This window comes from Denitromonas halophila, from assembly GCF_007625155.1.
Taxonomy (GTDB): Bacteria; Pseudomonadota; Gammaproteobacteria; order Burkholderiales; family Rhodocyclaceae; genus Nitrogeniibacter; species Nitrogeniibacter halophilus.
Window position 1 is genome coordinate 239,520 of sequence record NZ_VMNK01000006.1, and the last position, 17,532, is coordinate 257,051.

Annotated in this window: 17 protein-coding genes; 4 read left to right on the top strand and 13 right to left on the bottom strand. The window is 67.6% G+C overall.

The window, feature by feature from the left end; all coding sequences use genetic code 11:
* Nucleotides 1-66: 66 nt before the first annotated feature.
* Nucleotides 67-414 carry a tetratricopeptide repeat protein gene (locus tag FHP91_RS08180; RefSeq protein ID WP_222105145.1) on the top strand — a complete coding sequence of 116 codons (348 nt, stop codon included), beginning with the start codon at nucleotides 67-69 and terminating at the stop codon, nucleotides 412-414.
* Nucleotides 415-423: 9 nt separating this feature from the next.
* Here FHP91_RS08180 and fliW read toward each other — a convergent pair whose 3' ends face one another.
* The 4 genes from fliW to FHP91_RS08200 all read right to left on the bottom strand — a co-directional run bounded on the left by fliW (nucleotide 424) and on the right by FHP91_RS08200 (nucleotide 3,498).
* Complete coding sequence (gene fliW / locus FHP91_RS08185; protein ID WP_144309106.1) at nucleotides 424-861, bottom strand: flagellar assembly protein FliW; 438 nt, start codon at nucleotides 859-861, stop codon at nucleotides 424-426.
* A 68-nt stretch (nucleotides 862-929) separates the two neighbouring features.
* Nucleotides 930-1,643, bottom strand: coding sequence for an SPOR domain-containing protein (locus FHP91_RS08190; RefSeq protein ID WP_144175371.1), 714 nt, complete (start codon nucleotides 1,641-1,643; stop codon nucleotides 930-932).
* Nucleotides 1,640-2,203: a DUF2802 domain-containing protein gene (locus tag FHP91_RS08195; protein ID WP_222105146.1), complete on the bottom strand. Its 564-nt coding sequence runs from the start codon at nucleotides 2,201-2,203 to the stop codon at nucleotides 1,640-1,642. Before FHP91_RS08195 ends, FHP91_RS08190 begins: the two co-directional genes overlap by 4 nt.
* Before the next feature lie 2 nt (nucleotides 2,204-2,205).
* Nucleotides 2,206-3,498 carry an O-acetylhomoserine aminocarboxypropyltransferase/cysteine synthase family protein gene (locus FHP91_RS08200; protein ID WP_144175369.1) on the bottom strand — a complete coding sequence of 431 codons (1,293 nt, stop codon included), beginning with the start codon at nucleotides 3,496-3,498 and terminating at the stop codon, nucleotides 2,206-2,208.
* Nucleotides 3,499-3,581: 83 nt separating this feature from the next.
* Between FHP91_RS08200 and FHP91_RS08205 the strand changes: the two genes are divergently transcribed.
* Nucleotides 3,582-4,361: a YdcF family protein gene (locus FHP91_RS08205; protein WP_144309107.1), complete on the top strand. Its 780-nt coding sequence runs from the start codon at nucleotides 3,582-3,584 to the stop codon at nucleotides 4,359-4,361.
* Here the strand turns inward: FHP91_RS08205 and FHP91_RS08210 are convergent.
* From FHP91_RS08210 to FHP91_RS08240, 7 genes are all read right to left on the bottom strand, one after another.
* The gene (locus FHP91_RS08210; protein WP_144309108.1) at nucleotides 4,324-5,625 is read right to left on the bottom strand and encodes a cystathionine gamma-synthase family protein; all 1,302 of its coding nucleotides are present in this window, start codon (nucleotides 5,623-5,625) and stop codon (nucleotides 4,324-4,326) included. The genes FHP91_RS08205 and FHP91_RS08210 overlap by 38 nt on opposite strands.
* A gap of 118 nt (nucleotides 5,626-5,743) precedes the next feature.
* Nucleotides 5,744-7,075, bottom strand: a complete 1,332-nt coding sequence (locus tag FHP91_RS08215) for a DUF3999 family protein (RefSeq protein ID WP_144309109.1) — start codon at nucleotides 7,073-7,075, stop codon at nucleotides 5,744-5,746.
* A complete protein-coding gene (locus FHP91_RS08220; protein WP_144309110.1) occupies nucleotides 7,072-9,828 on the bottom strand; it encodes a DUF2339 domain-containing protein in 2,757 nt (918 codons plus the stop codon). The genes FHP91_RS08215 and FHP91_RS08220 overlap by 4 nt, the downstream gene beginning before the upstream one ends.
* Before the next feature lie 15 nt (nucleotides 9,829-9,843).
* Nucleotides 9,844-11,721 (bottom strand): MFS transporter, encoded by a 1,878-nt coding sequence (locus FHP91_RS08225; RefSeq protein WP_144309111.1) that lies wholly within the window; start codon nucleotides 11,719-11,721, stop codon nucleotides 9,844-9,846.
* Nucleotides 11,718-12,971, bottom strand: coding sequence for an amidohydrolase family protein (locus FHP91_RS08230; RefSeq protein WP_144309112.1), 1,254 nt, complete (start codon nucleotides 12,969-12,971; stop codon nucleotides 11,718-11,720). Before FHP91_RS08230 ends, FHP91_RS08225 begins: the two co-directional genes overlap by 4 nt.
* Complete coding sequence (locus FHP91_RS08235; protein WP_144309113.1) at nucleotides 12,968-13,717, bottom strand: helix-turn-helix domain-containing protein; 750 nt, start codon at nucleotides 13,715-13,717, stop codon at nucleotides 12,968-12,970. The genes FHP91_RS08230 and FHP91_RS08235 overlap by 4 nt, the downstream gene beginning before the upstream one ends.
* A gap of 108 nt (nucleotides 13,718-13,825) precedes the next feature.
* Nucleotides 13,826-14,587 carry a DUF3750 domain-containing protein gene (locus FHP91_RS08240; protein WP_246116256.1) on the bottom strand — a complete coding sequence of 254 codons (762 nt, stop codon included), beginning with the start codon at nucleotides 14,585-14,587 and terminating at the stop codon, nucleotides 13,826-13,828.
* A gap of 105 nt (nucleotides 14,588-14,692) precedes the next feature.
* Between FHP91_RS08240 and FHP91_RS08245 the strand changes: the two genes are divergently transcribed.
* Complete coding sequence (locus FHP91_RS08245; protein WP_144175352.1) at nucleotides 14,693-15,061, top strand: hypothetical protein; 369 nt, start codon at nucleotides 14,693-14,695, stop codon at nucleotides 15,059-15,061.
* On the opposite strand, the gene FHP91_RS08250 is transcribed toward FHP91_RS08245, so the two are convergent.
* The gene (locus FHP91_RS08250; protein ID WP_144309114.1) at nucleotides 15,047-15,937 is read right to left on the bottom strand and encodes a LysR family transcriptional regulator ArgP; all 891 of its coding nucleotides are present in this window, start codon (nucleotides 15,935-15,937) and stop codon (nucleotides 15,047-15,049) included. The two genes, FHP91_RS08245 and FHP91_RS08250, sit on opposite strands and share 15 nt — an antisense overlap.
* Nucleotides 15,938-16,054: 117 nt before the next feature.
* Between FHP91_RS08250 and FHP91_RS08255 the strand changes: the two genes are divergently transcribed.
* Nucleotides 16,055-16,660, top strand: a complete 606-nt coding sequence (locus tag FHP91_RS08255) for a LysE/ArgO family amino acid transporter (protein ID WP_144309115.1) — start codon at nucleotides 16,055-16,057, stop codon at nucleotides 16,658-16,660.
* Here FHP91_RS08255 and FHP91_RS08260 read toward each other — a convergent pair whose 3' ends face one another.
* Nucleotides 16,661-17,461 carry an enoyl-CoA hydratase/isomerase family protein gene (locus FHP91_RS08260; RefSeq protein WP_144309116.1) on the bottom strand — a complete coding sequence of 267 codons (801 nt, stop codon included), beginning with the start codon at nucleotides 17,459-17,461 and terminating at the stop codon, nucleotides 16,661-16,663. It abuts the gene before it with no gap.
* Nucleotides 17,462-17,532 lie beyond the last annotated feature (71 nt).

A 17,532-nucleotide genomic window follows, 5' to 3' on the forward strand; every position in this document is an offset into this window, starting at 1 on the left:
TTGTAACCGCCCGATAAAACGCGCGTTTCCGACGAACCTTCGTCGCCAGAAACAGTCCATGCTGACATGGACAGCACAGCACACATCACTCGCCTCAGCGCCATGCTGGACGGGCCGCATGACGGCCCTCTGCTGCGGTTTGGCCTGGCCAACGCCTATTTGCAGGCGGGCCAGCCGGCCGAGGCCGTCAAGCACTACCGCGACTGCCTGCAGCGCGACAGCCTGTTCTCTGCCGCATGGAAGCAACTGGGCAAGGCCTTGCTGGCCGACGGCCGCCCGGAAGAAGCCCTTGGCGCCTATCGCCAGGGGCACCAGGTGGCCACCGACAAGGGCGACATCCAGGCCGCGCGCGAAATGGCGGTGTTCATCCGCCGGCTGGAAAAAGCCGGTGAGGCGAACGCCACCCCCGAGTGACTCGGCCGCTTACTGACCGCGCAGCGTGATCTCGCAGCCGACCTGCTCCAGCACTTTCTGGATGCCGCGCCGGGTGGCGGTATTGACCACCAGCGGCGCCATGAAGTTGGCCTTGAGCCCTGCATCGGCTGGCGAACCGACATCGACGGCGGCCTGTCGCACAATGACCGCCACGGTGGCGTCTTCGGGTTGCGTCAAGCCCAGTGAGGCGACATCGGCGTCGGACAAGGTGAGTTCGTAGTTGACGCCCAGCGCGGCCGGATCGGTCACCGAAAACACAATGGCGGGGTCATCCACGCCCTGCATCTGCAGCACCGAGCCATGCTCGCCGGTCTGGATGAAGGTGAAGCGCTTGCAGGCTTCAAAACCCGGCAGGCCGGCGGGGAATTCGATGATCTGATCGGCTTCGACGTCGATCGATCCGAAGGCGGCGCTTTCAATATGCATGGGTGTCTCCTTGTGTTGTCGTCAATCTCGGTGGCTTGCCGTGCGCTCAGCGACGGCGCCTCGTCACATCAGGGGTTGCGCACCACCAGCCCTTTGCCCAGGCCGGATTGACGCAGTTTTTCGCGTGCCGCATCGGCCGCGGCGCGGTCTTTGAACGGACCGACCACCACGCGGCTTTCAATATGCGATTCGATGCCCATTTTGGCGACTTTTTCGTAGAGCGCCTGGGCGTTCTCGGACGTGCTGAACACCCCGAGCTGGACCAGGTAGCCGGATCGCGGCACCGGCTTTGAGGCCGCGACGGCCGCTTTGACCGGGCTCGGCGATGTCGGCGTAGCCGCCGGCGCAGGCGCCGGGGTTTCGGGGTCGGCGACCGCGGCGCGGGCGGGCGCATCGCTGCTCTTGAGCACCAGACGCGGCTTGCCCACCACGGCGGGCGGGGTTTCGTCGGTGCGCTCGGCGGCCGCCACCGGTTGCGGCAGCGTGCTCATCTCGGCCGCAACCGGAGACACGCCGTCCGACGCGGGCACGCCGTCTTGCGCGGCCACGCTCGCCTCGACCTCGGCTGCGCTCGGCATGGGTGGCGCGCCTACGGCGGGCACCGGCGGCGGGGGCGCCATCACCACGGCCGGGCGGGCGGCGGCATCGTCGGCGCGCTGGGTGTTTTCGAACCAGGCCAGCGCAGCCAGCAGCACCACGATCAGGCCGCCCGCGATGCCGGCGCGACGGAGCATCTGGCTGCGCAGCGCCGACGGTGTCGTGTCACGTTTTGCTTCACTCATCGTGCGTCCTCTGACCCTTCGGCGGGATCCTGACCCAATGATTTGACCAACTCGGCTTCCGCCACGGAAATACTGCAGCGCTCGGCAATGTCCTCGGCTGTCATGCCACGCCGTACCAGTGCCAGCGCCTCACCATACAGGGGCGAGACGCGCTGTGCGGCGCGGGCGGCGTCGAGCTGCGCCGCCTGCTCGTTGATGCTCTGCCTGAAAACCAGCTGCTCGGCGCGCAACTGGTCGATCTCGCCACGCAACTGGGCCGCGTCGCGGCGCAACTGGCGCACTTCCAGTGCCAGGCTGAAGCTGTCGGCCGCCGCGTTGTCGGGCGCAGCACGCGACAGCGCGACCACGGCATCATCGGCGACCTCATCCTCAGCGGTATCGGCCGCGATGTCAGCGCGCGTCGCAGCGAGGTCTTCGAGCGCCTCGGCCTTGGCCTCGACATCGGCGCCTGCGTCAGCGGAGGTGTCGGCGTCCTTCACGCCCATGGCACGAATCAACTGAAACACCAGATACACCGCCAGCACGGCGACCACAATCCATAAAACTTCCCGCGCGCCCATGCTCACGCCTCCTTGCCGGCTTGCGCCAGTGCCTGGTCGAGATCCCACAGGATGTCGGCCTCGGTTTCAATACCCACCGACAGGCGGACCATGTCGGGCGGCACACCGGCGGCGCGCTGTTCGGCTTCAGACAACTGCCGGTGCGTGGTCGAGGCTGGGTGGATGACCAGGGTCTTGGCGTCACCCACATTGGCCAGGTGGCTGATCATCTGCACCGCGTTGATGAAGCGCTCGCCCGCGGCCTGCCCGCCGGCGATGCCAAAGCTGAGGATACCGCCTGCGCCCTTGGGGAAGTAGCGCTGCGCCAGCGAATGATCGGGGCTGGTGTCGAGGCCGGGGTAGTTCACCCAGGCCACCATCGGATGCGCCGCGAGAAACTTCGCCACCGCCATGGCATTGGCCACATGGCGATCCATGCGCACCGGCAGGGTTTCGAGCCCTTGCAGCAGCATGAAGGCACTGAAGGGCGACAGCGCCGGGCCGAAGGTGCGCAGGGTTTCCATGCGCGCCTTCATGGTGAAGCCGAAGTCGCCGAAGGTTTCGTAGAAGTTGACGCCGTGATAGCCCCGCGAGGGTTCGACCAGCGCCGGAAAGCGGCCATTGTCCCAGGGAAACTTACCGGACTCGATGATCACCCCGCCCATGGTCGTGCCATGGCCGCCAATGTATTTTGTGGCCGAGTGGATGACGATGTCGGCGCCGTGCTCGATGGGCCGGCACAGATAGGGCGAGGCCAGCGTGCTGTCGATGACCAGCGGCACGCCCGACGCATGCGCGACCTCGGCGATGGCGGTGATGTCGAGCACATTAAGGCCGGGGTTGCCGATGACTTCGCCGTACACCACGCGGGTCTTGTCGTTGATCGCGGCGCGGAAGGCTTCCGGATCGGCCGGGTCGACGAAATGCGTGTTGATGCCCAGCTTGCGCAGGCTCACATCGAGCTGCGAATAGCTCCCGCCATACAGCGTGCGCGCGGCAACAATCTCGTCGCCCGCCTCGCACAAGGTGAGTAAGGCGACCATCTGCGCCGACAGGCCTGAGGCCGTGGCCAGCGCGGCCCGCCCGCCTTCGAGCGCGGCCATGCGTTCTTCAAAGGCCGCGACCGTCGGGTTCGAGATGCGCGAGTACACATTGCCGAAAGTCTGCAGATTGAACAGCGCGGCGGCGTGCTCGGGCGAGTCGAAGACGAAGGAGGTGGTCTGGTAGATCGGCATCGCCCGTGCGCCGGTGGTGGCGTCGGGCGGCTGGCCGGCATGCAGGCAGAGGGTTTCGAACCCGTAGCGGTGATCGGGCATGGTGTCAGCCGGGGAAAGCCGGCAGCGGTGGGCTTAGACGAGGATAATACTGTCGGCATCCACCAACCACAACGCACTCGCCCATGGAACCCGCTCTGATCGCCTTCTGGGCAAAGAAAATCATCGCTATGCTGATTCTCCCGCCGGCCGGCCCGCTGCTGCTGATCGGCCTCGGCCTGATGGTGGCACGGCTGCGCACGCTGGCCTGGCTGGGCTGGCTGTATGCCCTGGTGGTGAGCCTGCCGATCACCGTCAATTGGCTGACCACGCCGCTGGAGACCGCGCCACCGATCTCGCTTGAGGCTTTGCAGCAGACTCAGGCCATCGTCATTCTCGGTGCTGGCACCCGCAGCTACGCGCCGGAATACGGCGACACGACTGTCAACGGGCTGGCGCTCGAACGCCTGCGCTACGGCGCCAAGCTGGCGCGGGATTCGGGCCGGCCCTTGTTGGTTGCCGGCGGCGCGCCCGAACGCCGCACACCCGAAGCGCTGATGATGCGCGAGGTCATCGAAGAGGAGTACGGCATTGTCGTGCGCTGGGCGGAGTCCGCCTCGCTCGACACCCGCGACAACGCCAATCTGAGCGCGCGCCTGCTCGGCGCCGAGGGCATCGAACACATCGCGCTGGTCACCCACGCGGCCCACATGCCGCGCGCCAAAGCCGCGTTCGAAGCCGCCGGCCTGCGCGTCACGCCCGCGCCGACCGCCTGGCTCTCCAACCCCGACCCCGAGATCGAATGGAGCGACTTCATCCCCAACGCGCGCAGCGCCTACGCCGGCTGGTTTGCCACCCACGAGTGGGTTGGCGGCCTGGCCTATCGCCTCACGACCCCGACGCCACCGCCGCCCGCGCGGCAGTGAGTGCCTGCGCCAGATCGGCGATCAGGTCGTCTTCATGCTCCAGCCCGATCGACAGGCGCACCAGCCCCTCCGTCACCCCGGCGCGCTCGCGCAGCTCGGCCGGCACGCCGGAGTGGGTGGTCGAGGCCGGATGGCACACCAGCGATTCGCTGCCGCCCAGGCTCACCGCCAGACGGAACAGCCTGAGCGCATTGATGAAGCGGAAGGCCGCCGCCCGCCCGCCGTCGAGCACCACCGAAAAGGTTGAACCCGCCCCCTGGCATTGCCGGGCGAAGGCCGCCCGATAGCGCGCATCGTGCAGGTGCGCCGGATGCAGCACGGTCACCGGATACGGCGACTGTGTCGCCAGCCACTCGGCCACTGCGCTGGCGCTGGCCGCGGCGCGACGCATGCGCAGACCGAGGGTCTCCATCGAACGCGCCAGCAACCACGACGACTGCGGATCGAGCATGCAGCCGGTGGTCGAGCGCCACTTGCGCAGGCGCTGAATGTGCGTCTGGCTGCCACTGACCGCACCGGCAATCAGGTCGCTGTGGCCGCCCACGTATTTGGTCAGCGAATAGATCACCAGGTCGATGCCGTGCTGCAGCGGCTGCTGAAACAGCGGCCCGAGCAGGGTGTTGTCGCACATCGACAGCGGCCGGTAGCCATGCTGCGCCGCGAAGTCCGACAAGGCCGTGTCGACCGCGGCAAAATCCACCAGCGAATTGACCGGATTGGACGGCGTCTCGAGATAGAACACCCCCACCCGTCCGCGCGCCGCCGCCGTCTCCAGCGCCGCCCGCATGGCCTCCGCCGACAAGCCGTCGTCGAAGGCCATCGCGCCCACGCCCCAGTCGGCCATCACCTGACGGATCAGGGTTTCGGTGCCGCCATACAGCGGGCTGCTGTGTACGATCTGCTCGCCGGGGCGCAGGCTGGCGAACAGCGCCGTGCTGATCGCCGCCATACCGCTGGCGGTCACTACCGCCGCCTCGGCGCCGTCGAGCAGCGCCAGACGCGCCTCGACCAATTGCAGATTGGGATGATTGAAGCGGCTATAGACCAGCCCGCTGGCCCCGGCCGGCGCGGGCGCACGCCCGGCCGCTACATCGAAGAAGGCCTCGCCCTCTTCGGCATTGCGAAAGGCGAAGGTCGAGCTGTGATAGACCGGCATCTTGACCGCGCCCTGCGCCAGAAACGGGTCATGAGCATGGCTGATCATCTGTGTGTCGGGGTGCAATGCAGCGTCATCGACGGGGCTGGGGGGCGTGATATCCGGCATCTTTAACTCAGGCTTTCGTCATGAAAACCGTTATCCTGCGCGCCCAAGGTCCGGCCAGCAAGGCACAGTTCCTGCGGTCAGGCTGGCGCTTTGTCCTGACGGGCGCGCCCGAGCGAGCTCACTTCGTCGGGGTATCTTTCGCCGTGCCCATCTCACGCCAGAGCCCGCGCGCCATCGCGCCAAGCACGCCCACGCCAAGCAACAGCGCGCCCCACAACCACCAATGGCTGCCGGCCTGCCAGGGCGCCGGTTCGCGCGGCGCGGCGGCCACAGGGGCCGCCCCCGCCCGCACTCGGGCTGACGCCAAAGCTGCGGCCCGATCGGTGCCGAAACCCGGCACCACCTGACCCGGCGCCTGCCACACCGAGGGCGCCGACGCATGCCCCACGGCCAAGGTGTAAGGCCCGGCGCCGCGCGCCACAAAAGCCACCGACTCGGGCGTCCAGCCCAGCGCCAGACGCGGCACCTCGGTTGCGTCGGCATCCAGCGTCACCCGCCACAGCGGGTCACGGGTCGGCGCGATCGTCGTCGCCTCGCCCTCATCGACCCCGCCCGCCTGCTGCAAGCGGTAGCCCACCGTCCGCGCCCGCCACTGCCAGCGGCCGCTGACCGCCGCGCGCGAGGCCACGCGCGCCGAGATCACATCGGAATCGCTCACCGGCACCAAGCGCAGCGCGTCGACCGGGAACAGGCCCGGCGATGAAAAGTCGATGGTTCTGGCGTCCACCTGACCGCTCAGCTCGACCCACTCACGCGCCACCGACACCGCGCGCCCACTGCTCACCAGCGCCGCGCGCTGCAGCGTGACCGGCGGCGGCGTGCCGACCCAATCCACGCGCAGGTAGCGCGAGCGCACCGCCGGCAGGGCAATGCGGTCCTGAACGATGCGCGCCTCGCCCTCGCCCAGCGACAGCAGTGCGCGGCGATGCGCCACCGTGCGCCACTGCTGCAAGTCGTCCGAGGCCTGCACGCTCACCACCGCTTCAAACGGCGTGGCTTCCGGCCAGATGAGTGTGAGCTCATCGACGGCGGCGTCGAAGTCCTTCACCTCCAGCAAATAGCCCGGCAGTGCACTCACCGCCGCGGGCGCCGTGCGGTCAACCTCGACACGCACGCTGGTCGCGCCGCTGGCATGCACCGTCACGCCATCGCGCACGGGTGCCGAGCGCGCCGGCAAGGCCACCAGCGGCCGCTCGACGCGTAGCGCCTGCGACTCGGTCGGGCGTGGCAGGCGCGCCATGGGCACCGCCTCGCCCGTCGCATTGAAGATGCGCACATCGCGCAGGTCGGCATGGCGCACGGCGCGATAGACATCGGCCGGCAGGTTCAACTGCAGCAAGCTGGCATCGACCGGCGCCTCGATGGACAGACGCACATCGAAGTCCTCCACCCCCGGTGCAGCCAGCGCCAGCGGCGCCATCGCCATCAATAACCACGGCAAGGTTTTCATGCGTTTTGCTCCCTGGCCGGTGGCAGCGGCGAGAAGTAGCCAACCACCAGCAAGACCACCCCGGCACCAAGGAAAGACACGATGCGCGCCACCGTGCCGGTGCTGGCCATATCCACCAAAAACAGTTTTGCGACAACCACGCCGAGCAATACGGCGCCCAACATCCACAGCGTGCGCCGCTGACCCCGGCTGGCGACAAAGGTCAGCGCCAGACCGAGCAAGCCCCAGAACAGCGACACGCTGGCCTGAACGGTGTCGCTTTCAAACAGTGCCGCCTCGCTCCACGGCACGCCGGCCAAGTGATGCACCGCGCGCAGCAAGGCACCATTGGCCAGCACGAAGCCCACCGCTGCCAGCACCTTGGGCAGCATGCCGCCCAGCACCGGCACGCCGTCGGGCTGAACCTGCCACCAGCGGAACACCACCAGCAACATCACGCCCATGGCCAGATCGAGCGGGTTGAGCAGCGGCAGATAGGGCAAGGGCGTGACATCGCCGCCGCCCGCCACGCTCACCAGCAGCGCCCAACCCAGCCCGGCGACCGCCAGACCGGCGTTGCCCAGCCCGAGGTAGGCCTGCCGCCACGGCCCCGCCGGCCAGATGCCGCGCAGTGCCAGACGCTGCATGCCAATCATCACCAGCGCGATCACCGCAAGCACCGCGGCATGCGCCCAGCTGTCGCCGGCCACCGCGCCATCAGTCACCTCGCCCGCCGCCCAGGCCAGCGCAATGCTCGCCAGCCACAGCCCGGCGGTGTGGCCATGGCGCAGCCACTTGGCGACCACCGGCGTGCCTTCGGCGCGACGCAGCGCGAACAGCGCCGAGGCCACGGCCAGCGGCCACGCGAGCAGGCCCCAGTCGGCCAGCGGGTGGGTGCTCGCATGCAGCAAGGTCAGCAACAGGGACAGGGCCATGCCCGGCAGCGCCAGCAAGGCCGGCCCGTGCAGCGCCGGCCAGTCGAAGCGTCTCGCGGCCAAGCTGGCCAGCGCGCCACTGGCGGCAAAGAAGATCAGCGCGGCGGCGGGGATCTGTCGGTTGGTGAACCAGGCATCCAGCTCGGTCATGCCGCCGGCCAGCCACCACAGCGTGGCCCACACCAGCAGCGCCGGGGCGGCCACCGACAGCAAACGCGGCCAGTGATCACGCGCGGTGTCAGCAAAGCGACTGCTGAAGAAACCGGCCAGCGCGATCAGCGCGGCGCCAAAGCACTGGCTATTGAACAGCGGCCAGACGCGCCCATAGGCTTCGAGCCCGCCATCGGCCACAAAGAAGGCGCCCGCCGCCAGTTGCAGCACCACACCCGAGGCCATCGCCAGCTTGCGCGACTGGCGCGTGCCCACCCACAACAAGGCCGCGCCTTCCATGGCCCAGGCAGCGGCCGTCCATTGGCCATCGACGGCCAGCGGAATGGTCAGCGTAAGAAAGGCGACGCCCAGTGCAAGGAAGGACTCGACCAGCAAGCGCAGGCTCGGCCGCGCGCGGCCATGCAGCCAGCGCGCCAGCAGCACATAAAAGCCGCCCAGCGCCAGCGCGCTCCAGGCCAGCCCGTAGGGCATGTCCTGCACCAGCGCCGCCTGCAGGCCGAAACCGACCACCGGGGTGCCGAACACCAGCGTGCCGTCGACGTAATCCTTGAGCGAAGGCGCGCTGCGCCAGGCGTAGAGCACCGCGGCGGCGATGTACATCAGCACAAAGGCGACGAGGAAGGGCTCGGTGCTGGCGAACAGCGCCGGGTTGTAATCCTTGGCGCCCCAGGCCAGCGCGATCGAGAAGGTAAAAACGAAGCCGACCAGATTGAGCACCCGCCAGGCTTTCTGCCAGGCCATGGCGAGCAGGCCGGCGTTGAGCAGCAGGTAGTAGCCGAACAGCATCACATGGCTGCCCTGCCCGGTCGAGGCGATGATGGGCGCCATGAAGCCGCCGGCGATGCCGATCACCGCCAGCGCCTGCGCGTTCTGCCATACCGCCAACGCGGCGGCGAAGACCACCACGGCGAGCAGCAGCGCGAATCCCAGCGTGGGCGGAATCATCTGATACATGCGCATGGCGGCGAAGATGGTGAGGTAGAGCACCCCCACCCCGCCGCCTTGCAGGCTGAGCGCGTAGCCGCTGCGCTGCTTGCGCAGACGCCAGCCGACCACCAGCAGCGCAATGCCGCCGAAGGCGATGCCGGCGAGGCGGAACTCGACGGGCAGCAGGCTGTTCTCGACGGCGTAGCGCGCCAGAAACGCGAGGCCGAAGAACAGGACCAGCAGGCCGACGCGCACCACGGTGTTGCCACCCAGCAGCCAGGCGCGGGCGGTGTCATAGAGCTGATCGAGCGTACCGGGCGTACGCTCGACCGGGGCGCTGCGCGCGGGCGCCGCTTCGCCGCGTCGGGCGGCCAGCACATCGGCACCGCGACGGCGGACGGGTTCGGCTTGGGGAATCGGTGCGGCGGGCGGCGGCGCCTCGGCCTCGAACACGGGCAAGGACGGCGCGGTCTCATCGGCCACCGGCGCGCGTGGCGTCACAGGCACCGCCGTTGGTACCCGCTCGGCGCCACCCGCGCGCAATTGCGCCACGGTCTGCTCCAGCAGCGCGACCCGCGCTTCGAGCTGCGCCAGTGCAGCGGCGTCGGCCTTCGGCTTGCGGGTGAAGAACTGAATCACCGCGCCGATGATCGCGCCAACCACCGCCCCGATGACCAGCTCTTCCAGCCCGTTGTCGAGGCCGGCCAGCGCCCCCAGCACCAATCCTGCAATGATCCACATACCGTTGTCCTGTTCTTATTTCTGGTCGCCGCGCAGGGCGGCCACCGTGTTTTGCAAGGCATCGACCCGCAGCGCGTCCGGCGCCACCGGCGCGCCCACCACCAGCGCGATCCGGTTGAACAGCCCGCGCCGAAACGGCTTGCGCAGCGCCGGCCCGTCCTTACGACTGAAGGTACTGCCCCACAGCCCGCGCAGCGCCATGGGCACCACCGGCACCGGGCTGCGCTCGATGATGCGTTTGATGCCGGGGCGGAAAGGCTTCATCTCGCCGGTGTCGGTGATGCGCCCCTCGGGAAAGAGGCCGACCAGCTCTCCGGCGGCCAGCGCCTCGGCCACGGTGTCGAAGGCCTTTTCCATCATCGCCGGGTCTTCCTTGGCCGGCGCGATGGGAATCGCCCGGCTGGTGCGGAACACGAAGGAGAGGATCGGCCAGCGGAAAATGTGGTGGTCCATCACGAAGCGGATCGGCCGGCGGCTGGCGGCCATGATGACCAGCGCATCGACGAAACTCACATGATTGGCCACGATCACCGCCGGGCCGTCTTCCGGAATCTGCTCGTCGCCGGTCACCTTGAGCCGATACACGGTGTGCACCAGCACCCAGACGATGAAGCGCAGCAGAAACTCCGGCACCAGGGTGTAGATGTAGAGCGCGACAAAACCGTTGAGGATGGCGGTCATCAGGAACAGCTGCGCGATCGACACGCCCGCCGCCAGCAAGGCCGCACCCAGCCCGGCGGCGACGACCATAAACAGTGCGTTGAGAATATTGTTGCCGGCGATGATGCGCGAGCGGTGCGAGGGCGCGCTGCGGCTCTGGATGAGCGCATACAGCGGCACGATGAAGAAGCCGCCGAACAGGCCGATCATCAACAGATCAAACAACACCCGCCAGGCGATCGCCTGCGACAGCACCGCGCCAATCGCCAGGCCCTCGCCCATCGCGCCGGCCGCCGGGCTGGCCCACCACAGGTCGAGCGCGAACAGCGACAAACCGATCGAGCCAAAAGGCACCAGGCCGATCTCCACATGCTTGCCGGAGAGTTTTTCACACAGCAGTGAGCCGGCACCGATGCCGACCGAGAACACCGCCAGCAGCAGCGTGACGGCGTATTCGTCGCCGCCCAGCACGTCCTTGGCATAGCCCGGAAACTGCGACAGAAACAGCGCGCCGTAGAACCAGAACCACGAGATGCCGAGCACCGACAGAAACACCGTGCGGTTGCTGCGGGTGAAGCCGATGGTGCGCCAGGTTTGGGTGAGCGGGTTCCAGTTCATACGCAGGCCGGCATCGGCGGCCGGCGCCAGCGGGATGCCGCGGCTGGCAAAGTAACCCGCCACGGCCAGCACCAGCACGGCCACCGACACCCACACCGTGCCGCCGGGCAGCGCGATCATCACCCCGCCGGCGATGGTGCCGATCAGGATGGCGATGAAGGTGCCCGACTCGACCAGCGCGTTGCCGCCGACCAGTTCAGTCTCCGCCAGATGCTGCGGCAGGATCGCGTATTTGACCGGGCCAAACAGCGAGGACTGCGCGCCCATCAGGAACAAGGTGGTGAGCATCAGCGGCAGCGATTCGAGCGCAAAGGCGGTCGCCGCCAGCGCCATGATGCCGATCTCGGCCAGCTTGATCAGCCGCATCAGATGGCTTTTTTCAAACTTGTCGGCCAGCTGCCCGGCGGTGGCCGAGAACAGGAAAAACGGCAGGATGAACAGCCCCGCAGCGAGATTGACCAGCACGCCGGCGGAGAGCTCGGTGTAGCGCGCCGCCTGAAAGGTCATCAGCACCACCAGCGCATTCTTGTAGACGTTGTCGTTGAAGGCGCCGAGAAACTGCGTGAGGAAAAACGGCAAGAAGCGGCGCTGATGCATCAGCGAAAACTGGGTCATGCGGGCCTCCGGTCGAAAAAGCGGCGGGTTTCAAAAATGCCGTCGGCCAGTTTGGCGCCACGGCTGGTCAGATGGCGCTTGAGCACCAGGTCAAACAGAATCGGATTGTGGTCGCGGACCGCTTCGAGCACCGGCACGGCCGCCACATCCAGCATGTTTTCAGCCGCCAGTTGCGCGGGCGAGATCAGCGGGAGGATACCCGGCAGCGGGTAGTCGGTGCCAAACAGCAGGCGATTATGCCAGTGTTGTTGCTCGATGATTTCGCGCAGCACCGACAGATCGCGATTACGCAGGGTGATGGCGGAGATATCCGCAAACAGTCGGTCGGCGTACTCGGGCGCGACCATCAGACGCTTGAACAAGTCAAAGCTCGGCAGCTTCGGGCCGTCGGGCCCGCGGTCGAGATCCACATCCTCACCAATGCTCGCGCAGTGCGCCATCACCACCCGCACCCCGGCGGCCAGCGCCCGGCGCAACCGCAGCGGGTTGCCCCAGGCCGGCTGGCCGAGGCCGTGCACCGCCTTTTCTTCGCCGGCATGCGAGATCAGCGGCACATCCAGCCGAGCCAGCGCCGCGTAGAAGCGATCGCATGTTGGCGACGCGGGGTCGATGCCCATGGCCGGCGGCAGCCACTTGACCGCCCGCGCGCCGGCCGCCACCGCTGTCTCAAGCGCGGCGACGCTGTCCTCGCGGTAGGGGTGGATGGAGCACACCCACTCGAAGCGCTCGGGCAAAGCGTCGGCCACCTGTTGCGCATAGGCATTGGGCACGTAAAAGGCCGACTGATCGGGCTGCGCCACGCCGTGTTCGTCATGCGCGTGATCGAAGGCGAAGAGCATCAGCTTGACGCCGGCGGGCATCGCGTCCATCAGGTTGTGCAGGCGCGCGACATAGCTCTGATCGACCTGCCCCGGCGCGTCGTGAGCACAGCCGGCGTTGAGGTAGAACAGGCGCTGCAGGTATTCGAGCGGATGCAGCGGGCTGAGCATGGTCTCGGAGATGGTGATGCTGCTACCGCCATCGCCCACCCCGGCCAGATGCGCGTGGCAGTCCCACACCTCGGCCGGATCGAGCCCGGCCCAGGCGGCGCGGATGATGTCGTGGTCGGCAATCTCGGCCGGCAAGGTCGCGCGGCAGGGGTTGACCAGCCACGGCTGGCCCAACTGCCATGCCGCGGTGCCGATCGCCGCACCGGAGAGACCTCCGAGAAGCAGCCGACGACGCATCGGGGAGCGCACGGTCGTGTTCATACCCCCTCCCCCGTCCGCTGCATCTGCTTGAGCGCCGGCATCAGCCACGAGCGCATGCCGATCACCAGGGTGAAGGGCTGGCGCTGGGAGGCCGGGAGCTTCTGGTCAGCCAGATGCTGGTTGGAGAAGTCCTGACAGATGCGGGTCAGCCGGTCGCGGAAAGCGGCGGCGAGGCCACGGCCGATCTCGCCATGCACCACGGTGAGCATTTCGGATTCGCCATCGAAGCCGCCAGCAAAGTAATCCTGCAACACCTCCTTGCGGAAAAAAGCCATCACCGGGCCCTGCGGCAACCAGCGAAAACCCTTGGCCACCTTGAGGTGATAGCGGTTGCCGGGGCGCAGGTCGATGATGCCGAGCCGGTCAAGCGCGGCCAGGCAGCGCACGCCGTCCGCTTCGGTCAGCGCGTAGGAGGCGAGGATCTCGGCCAGCGACATCTGGCTCATCACGCAGATGGCCACCATCAGCAGCTGTCGGTCGGCCACTACGGCGCGCTCCTGGGCAAGCGTCAGTTGTTGAAGCAAGGGCTGGCTGTCGGCCACCTTGCGCGCCAGGTCGGCAAAATCCAGCCCCAGGGCATGGCAAATCGCATCAATCCGCGACAGCGGCAGATCGCCATTGGCGGAGAACATGCGCTTGATGCTCGATTCGGCCATGCTGAGCCGTTCGGCCAACGCGGCATACGTCAGCCCGCTCGCTTTGAGTTCGGCCTTGAGTGCGACAACGAGATCGGCGGTGGTGCTCATGGCGTGTGACCTGTCGAGAAACGATGGTCACAGTCTAGCCAGAGATCACTTTAAGTCCAGTGCAATAGTCACAAGTATTGAATAACGATACTTCTAGTGGCCTGAGCCTTACTCTTCGCTCATCCCGATCCGCCCCACGCCGGGCAGCTTGAGCGCCGGCGGCGACAGATCGAGTCCGAGCGACAGGCCCAGCAGATTGATCTCCAGCCCCTCCTCTGCGGCGAGCGTCACCCCCAGCAGCCCGGCCAGCGACACCTGGAAGCCGCCGCCGCTTGGCGCGCGGGCGAACACGCCGGTGTCGGGCAGATAGTCCTTACCGATCGCGGTCGGTGGCAGGTCAAGGTGTAACTCGGGCACGGCGCGGCCCAGGTAGGCGATGAAGGTGTTGCTGTTGGGGCCCGGCCACACGCGGTATTCGTGCTGGTGCGGATAGGCCGTAGCCGCGGCGCGAAGGCGTTCGATCAGCGCGTCGACCTCATCACCGCCGCGCAGCGCGCGGATCAGCGTCGGCGCGTTGCCATACCAGTAACCATCGGGCACGCCCTCGCCCACACGCACCGCGTTGCGCCCCTGCGACACGCCCCAGCCGACCACTTCAAAACGGGTGTAGGCGTCGGCGCCTTGCGGCTTGGCGGCGATCCAGGTGTGCACACCAAACGCACCACGCCAGCGGAAGGCACGCGCCGCATACACATGGATGACCGCCTCGGGCGTTTGGGCCGGCAAGGGGGCGATGCCGGTACTGTCGCGTCTTGCCGTGCGCCAGTCGGTGGCCTGCGTGTCGTCGGCCAGATGCCGGGCCACGGCCACGCCCAGCGGCGCCAGAAAGATGGCAAAAATGACAAAGAAGTAACTCAAGGCTCGCATCATGGCGCTAAGCGTTCCTGTTTTCTAGACTTAGGATTGGTCCGACCTCGGCGCAACAAGTTCGCTGCCGACACATAAATCGGTTTCCTGTCGGGCCGGGAGTCTCTCATGACACGACTGAAACTCACGCTGCTCCTGCTCACGACACTCTGGCACGGCCCGTCGGTCGCCGCCGACGACTGGCTGACGAATCTGCAAAAAGGCGACTGGCAGAAGGCCATCGAAGGCGTGACCAGGGAAGCGGCCCCGTCACGCACGCAGCGCTCGACCGGCGCGCCCCCGGCGGCGACGCCGCGCGCCACACCGCAACGCGCACCGGCCACGACCGCCGCCCGCACCCGCGCGCGGGCGGCGAGAGAAGCGCGCGCGGCGCAGCGGGCCGCGGCGAGGGAATCCCGCAGGGCGGTCAACAGCCGCCGCGCGACGCCCCCAAGCGACGCCGACCGCGCCGAGCGCCGACGCTCACGCAGCCGCTAGCACCGCCCGCGCGCCATCGGCCACGGCGTCCGACAACTTCGCCATCAGTGGCGACTGCACCTGCCAGTGATGCCAGTAAAGCGCGATATCTTCGGCATGGCCGGGCGCGGCATCGACCAGCGTGCCGTCGCTCAGTTGCGCGGCAATCTGGATAGCGGGCACAAATCCGTAGCCCAGCCCCGCCGCCGCCATGGCCCAGAAGCCCTCGGATGAGGGCACCACATGCTGCGGATACTGCCCGGCGTCGAGTCCGAAATGCTGGCGCAGGAACAAGTCGTGCATGTCGTCATGCCGGCCAAACACGATGCCCGGCGCACGCGCCAGCGCCTGCCGGGTGAGCCCGCGCGGGAAGTGGCGCGCGCAGAAGTCAGGCGAGGCCACGCACAGATAGCGCATCACCCCGAGCGGGCGCACCGCACAGCCGCGCATGGCGTCCGGCCGGGTGCTGACACAGCCGAGCACATCGCCACCGGCGAGCAGCGCGTGGGTGTGATCCTGATCGTCGACCACACAATCGAGCACCACCGCCTCCTCCTTCACCACTTGCCGCACGGCCGGCAAAAACCAGGTCGCCAGCGTGTCGGCGTTGACCCCGACCGACAGCCGCACCGGCGCATGCGCCCCGTCGCCGGCCAGCGCCCGGGCGGCTTCGGCCTCGATCAGCCGAAGCTGCGCCACATAGGGCAGCAGGCGCCGACCCGCCGGCGTGGGCTGCACCGGCTTGCTACGCACCAGCAGCACCTGGCCGAGCTCGGCTTCGAGCAGCTTGATGCGCTGAGAGACGGCGGACTGGGTGAGGTTCAAGCGACGCGCCGCAGCCTCGAAGCTGCGCGTTTGCACCACCGCATCAAAGGCTTGGTAGCGAGCGTCAATCATTAGAATTTTTTCACTGAACAGAATAAATTTAATTCTACTTAACCATGGATCGCACCGCAGCGACAATCTCGTCACCTCTCCGGCAAACGCCGGCCCCCTCTTTGCAGGACGACAGCGATGACTAGTGTTTTCTTCAGTGGATTTGGTGTAACCGTCGGGCTGATCATGGCGATCGGCGCGCAAAACGCGCATGTGCTGCGCCAGGGCCTGCGCCGCGAACATGTGCTGCTGACCGTCGCGGTCAGCGCCATGTGTGACGCGGGCTTGATTCTGCTGGGCATGGCCGGCGTCGGGCCGTGGCTGAGCAGCAGCGCCACGGCCATGGCCGCGGCCAAGATCGGTGGCGGCGTGTTCCTGCTGTGGTACGGCGCCCGCGCCGCACGCTCGGCCTGGCGAGGGCATGCGGGGATGAACACCTCGGGCTCGCAGGCACTATCGCGCCGTCAGGCACTGGCCGCGGCGGCCGGCTTCAGTCTGCTCAACCCGCATGCCTATCTGGACACCGTGGTGCTGATCGGGGCGGTCGGCGCGACTCAACTCGAAGCGGCGCGCCCCGTCTTCACGGCTGGCGCCATCGCGGCCTCGTTTGTCTGGTTCGTGCTGCTTGGCTATGGCGCGCGCTTGATGGGGCCGCTGTTCCAGCGCCCGGTCGCCTGGCGGGTGCTCGACAGCATCGTCGCGCTGACGCTGTGGAGCATCGCCGCCAGTTTGCTGCTGGGCTGATTACGTGCCCTTGAAACTGGGCTTGCGCTTGTCCAGAAACGCGGTCACACCCTCGGCAAAATCGCCGGTGGCGCTGCACCGCGAGAAGGCCTCGGCCTCGCTTTGCAGCTGGGCTTCGAGCTGGTTGTCGATGCTCGCGTTGATCAAGCGCTTGAACTCACCATAGGCATGACGCGGGCCGGCCTTGAGGCGGGCCACCAGCGTATCGACCGACGCGTCCAGCGCGTCGGCGGGCACCACCCGGCTGACCAGGCCAAGGCGCAAGGCCTCGTCGGTCTTGAAGCGATCCGACAGCATCAGCAACTCCAGCGCCTTGCGCCGGCCGACGACCCGCGGCAAGAAGTAGGACATGCCGCCATCGGCCGACAAGCCGATCGCCGCGTAGGCGGTGGTGAACACGGCGTCGTCGGCGGCCACGGCCAGATCACAGCCGAGCATCAATGACAGACCAAAGCCCGCGCAGGCGCCACGCACCTTGGCGATCACCGGCTGAGGCAGCGACTGCAGCGTCTCGACGGTCGGGTTGATGTGATGCACGATCATGGCCTTGAAGGTGGCCAGCCGCGCCTGCGGCGTTTGTCCGAGCTGGCGGGCGAAATCATTCAGATCACCGCCGGCCATGAAGTGCGCGCCGGCGCCGGTAACCACGACCACTTCCACATCGGTGCGAGCCTTGAGCGCGCGGGTGGCCGCGGCCAGATCTTCCATCATTTCCAGCGACAAGGCGTTGAGCGCCTCGGGGCGGTTGAGCGTGAGCGTTGCGACGCCGTCGACGACATCGAGAGTGGCGGTATTGGCCATGGGGGCTCCTTGGCGGATTCGGTTCGGTGGGGCGCCGGCGACCCTGCGCGGCAGCGCCTGCTGTGCCCAAC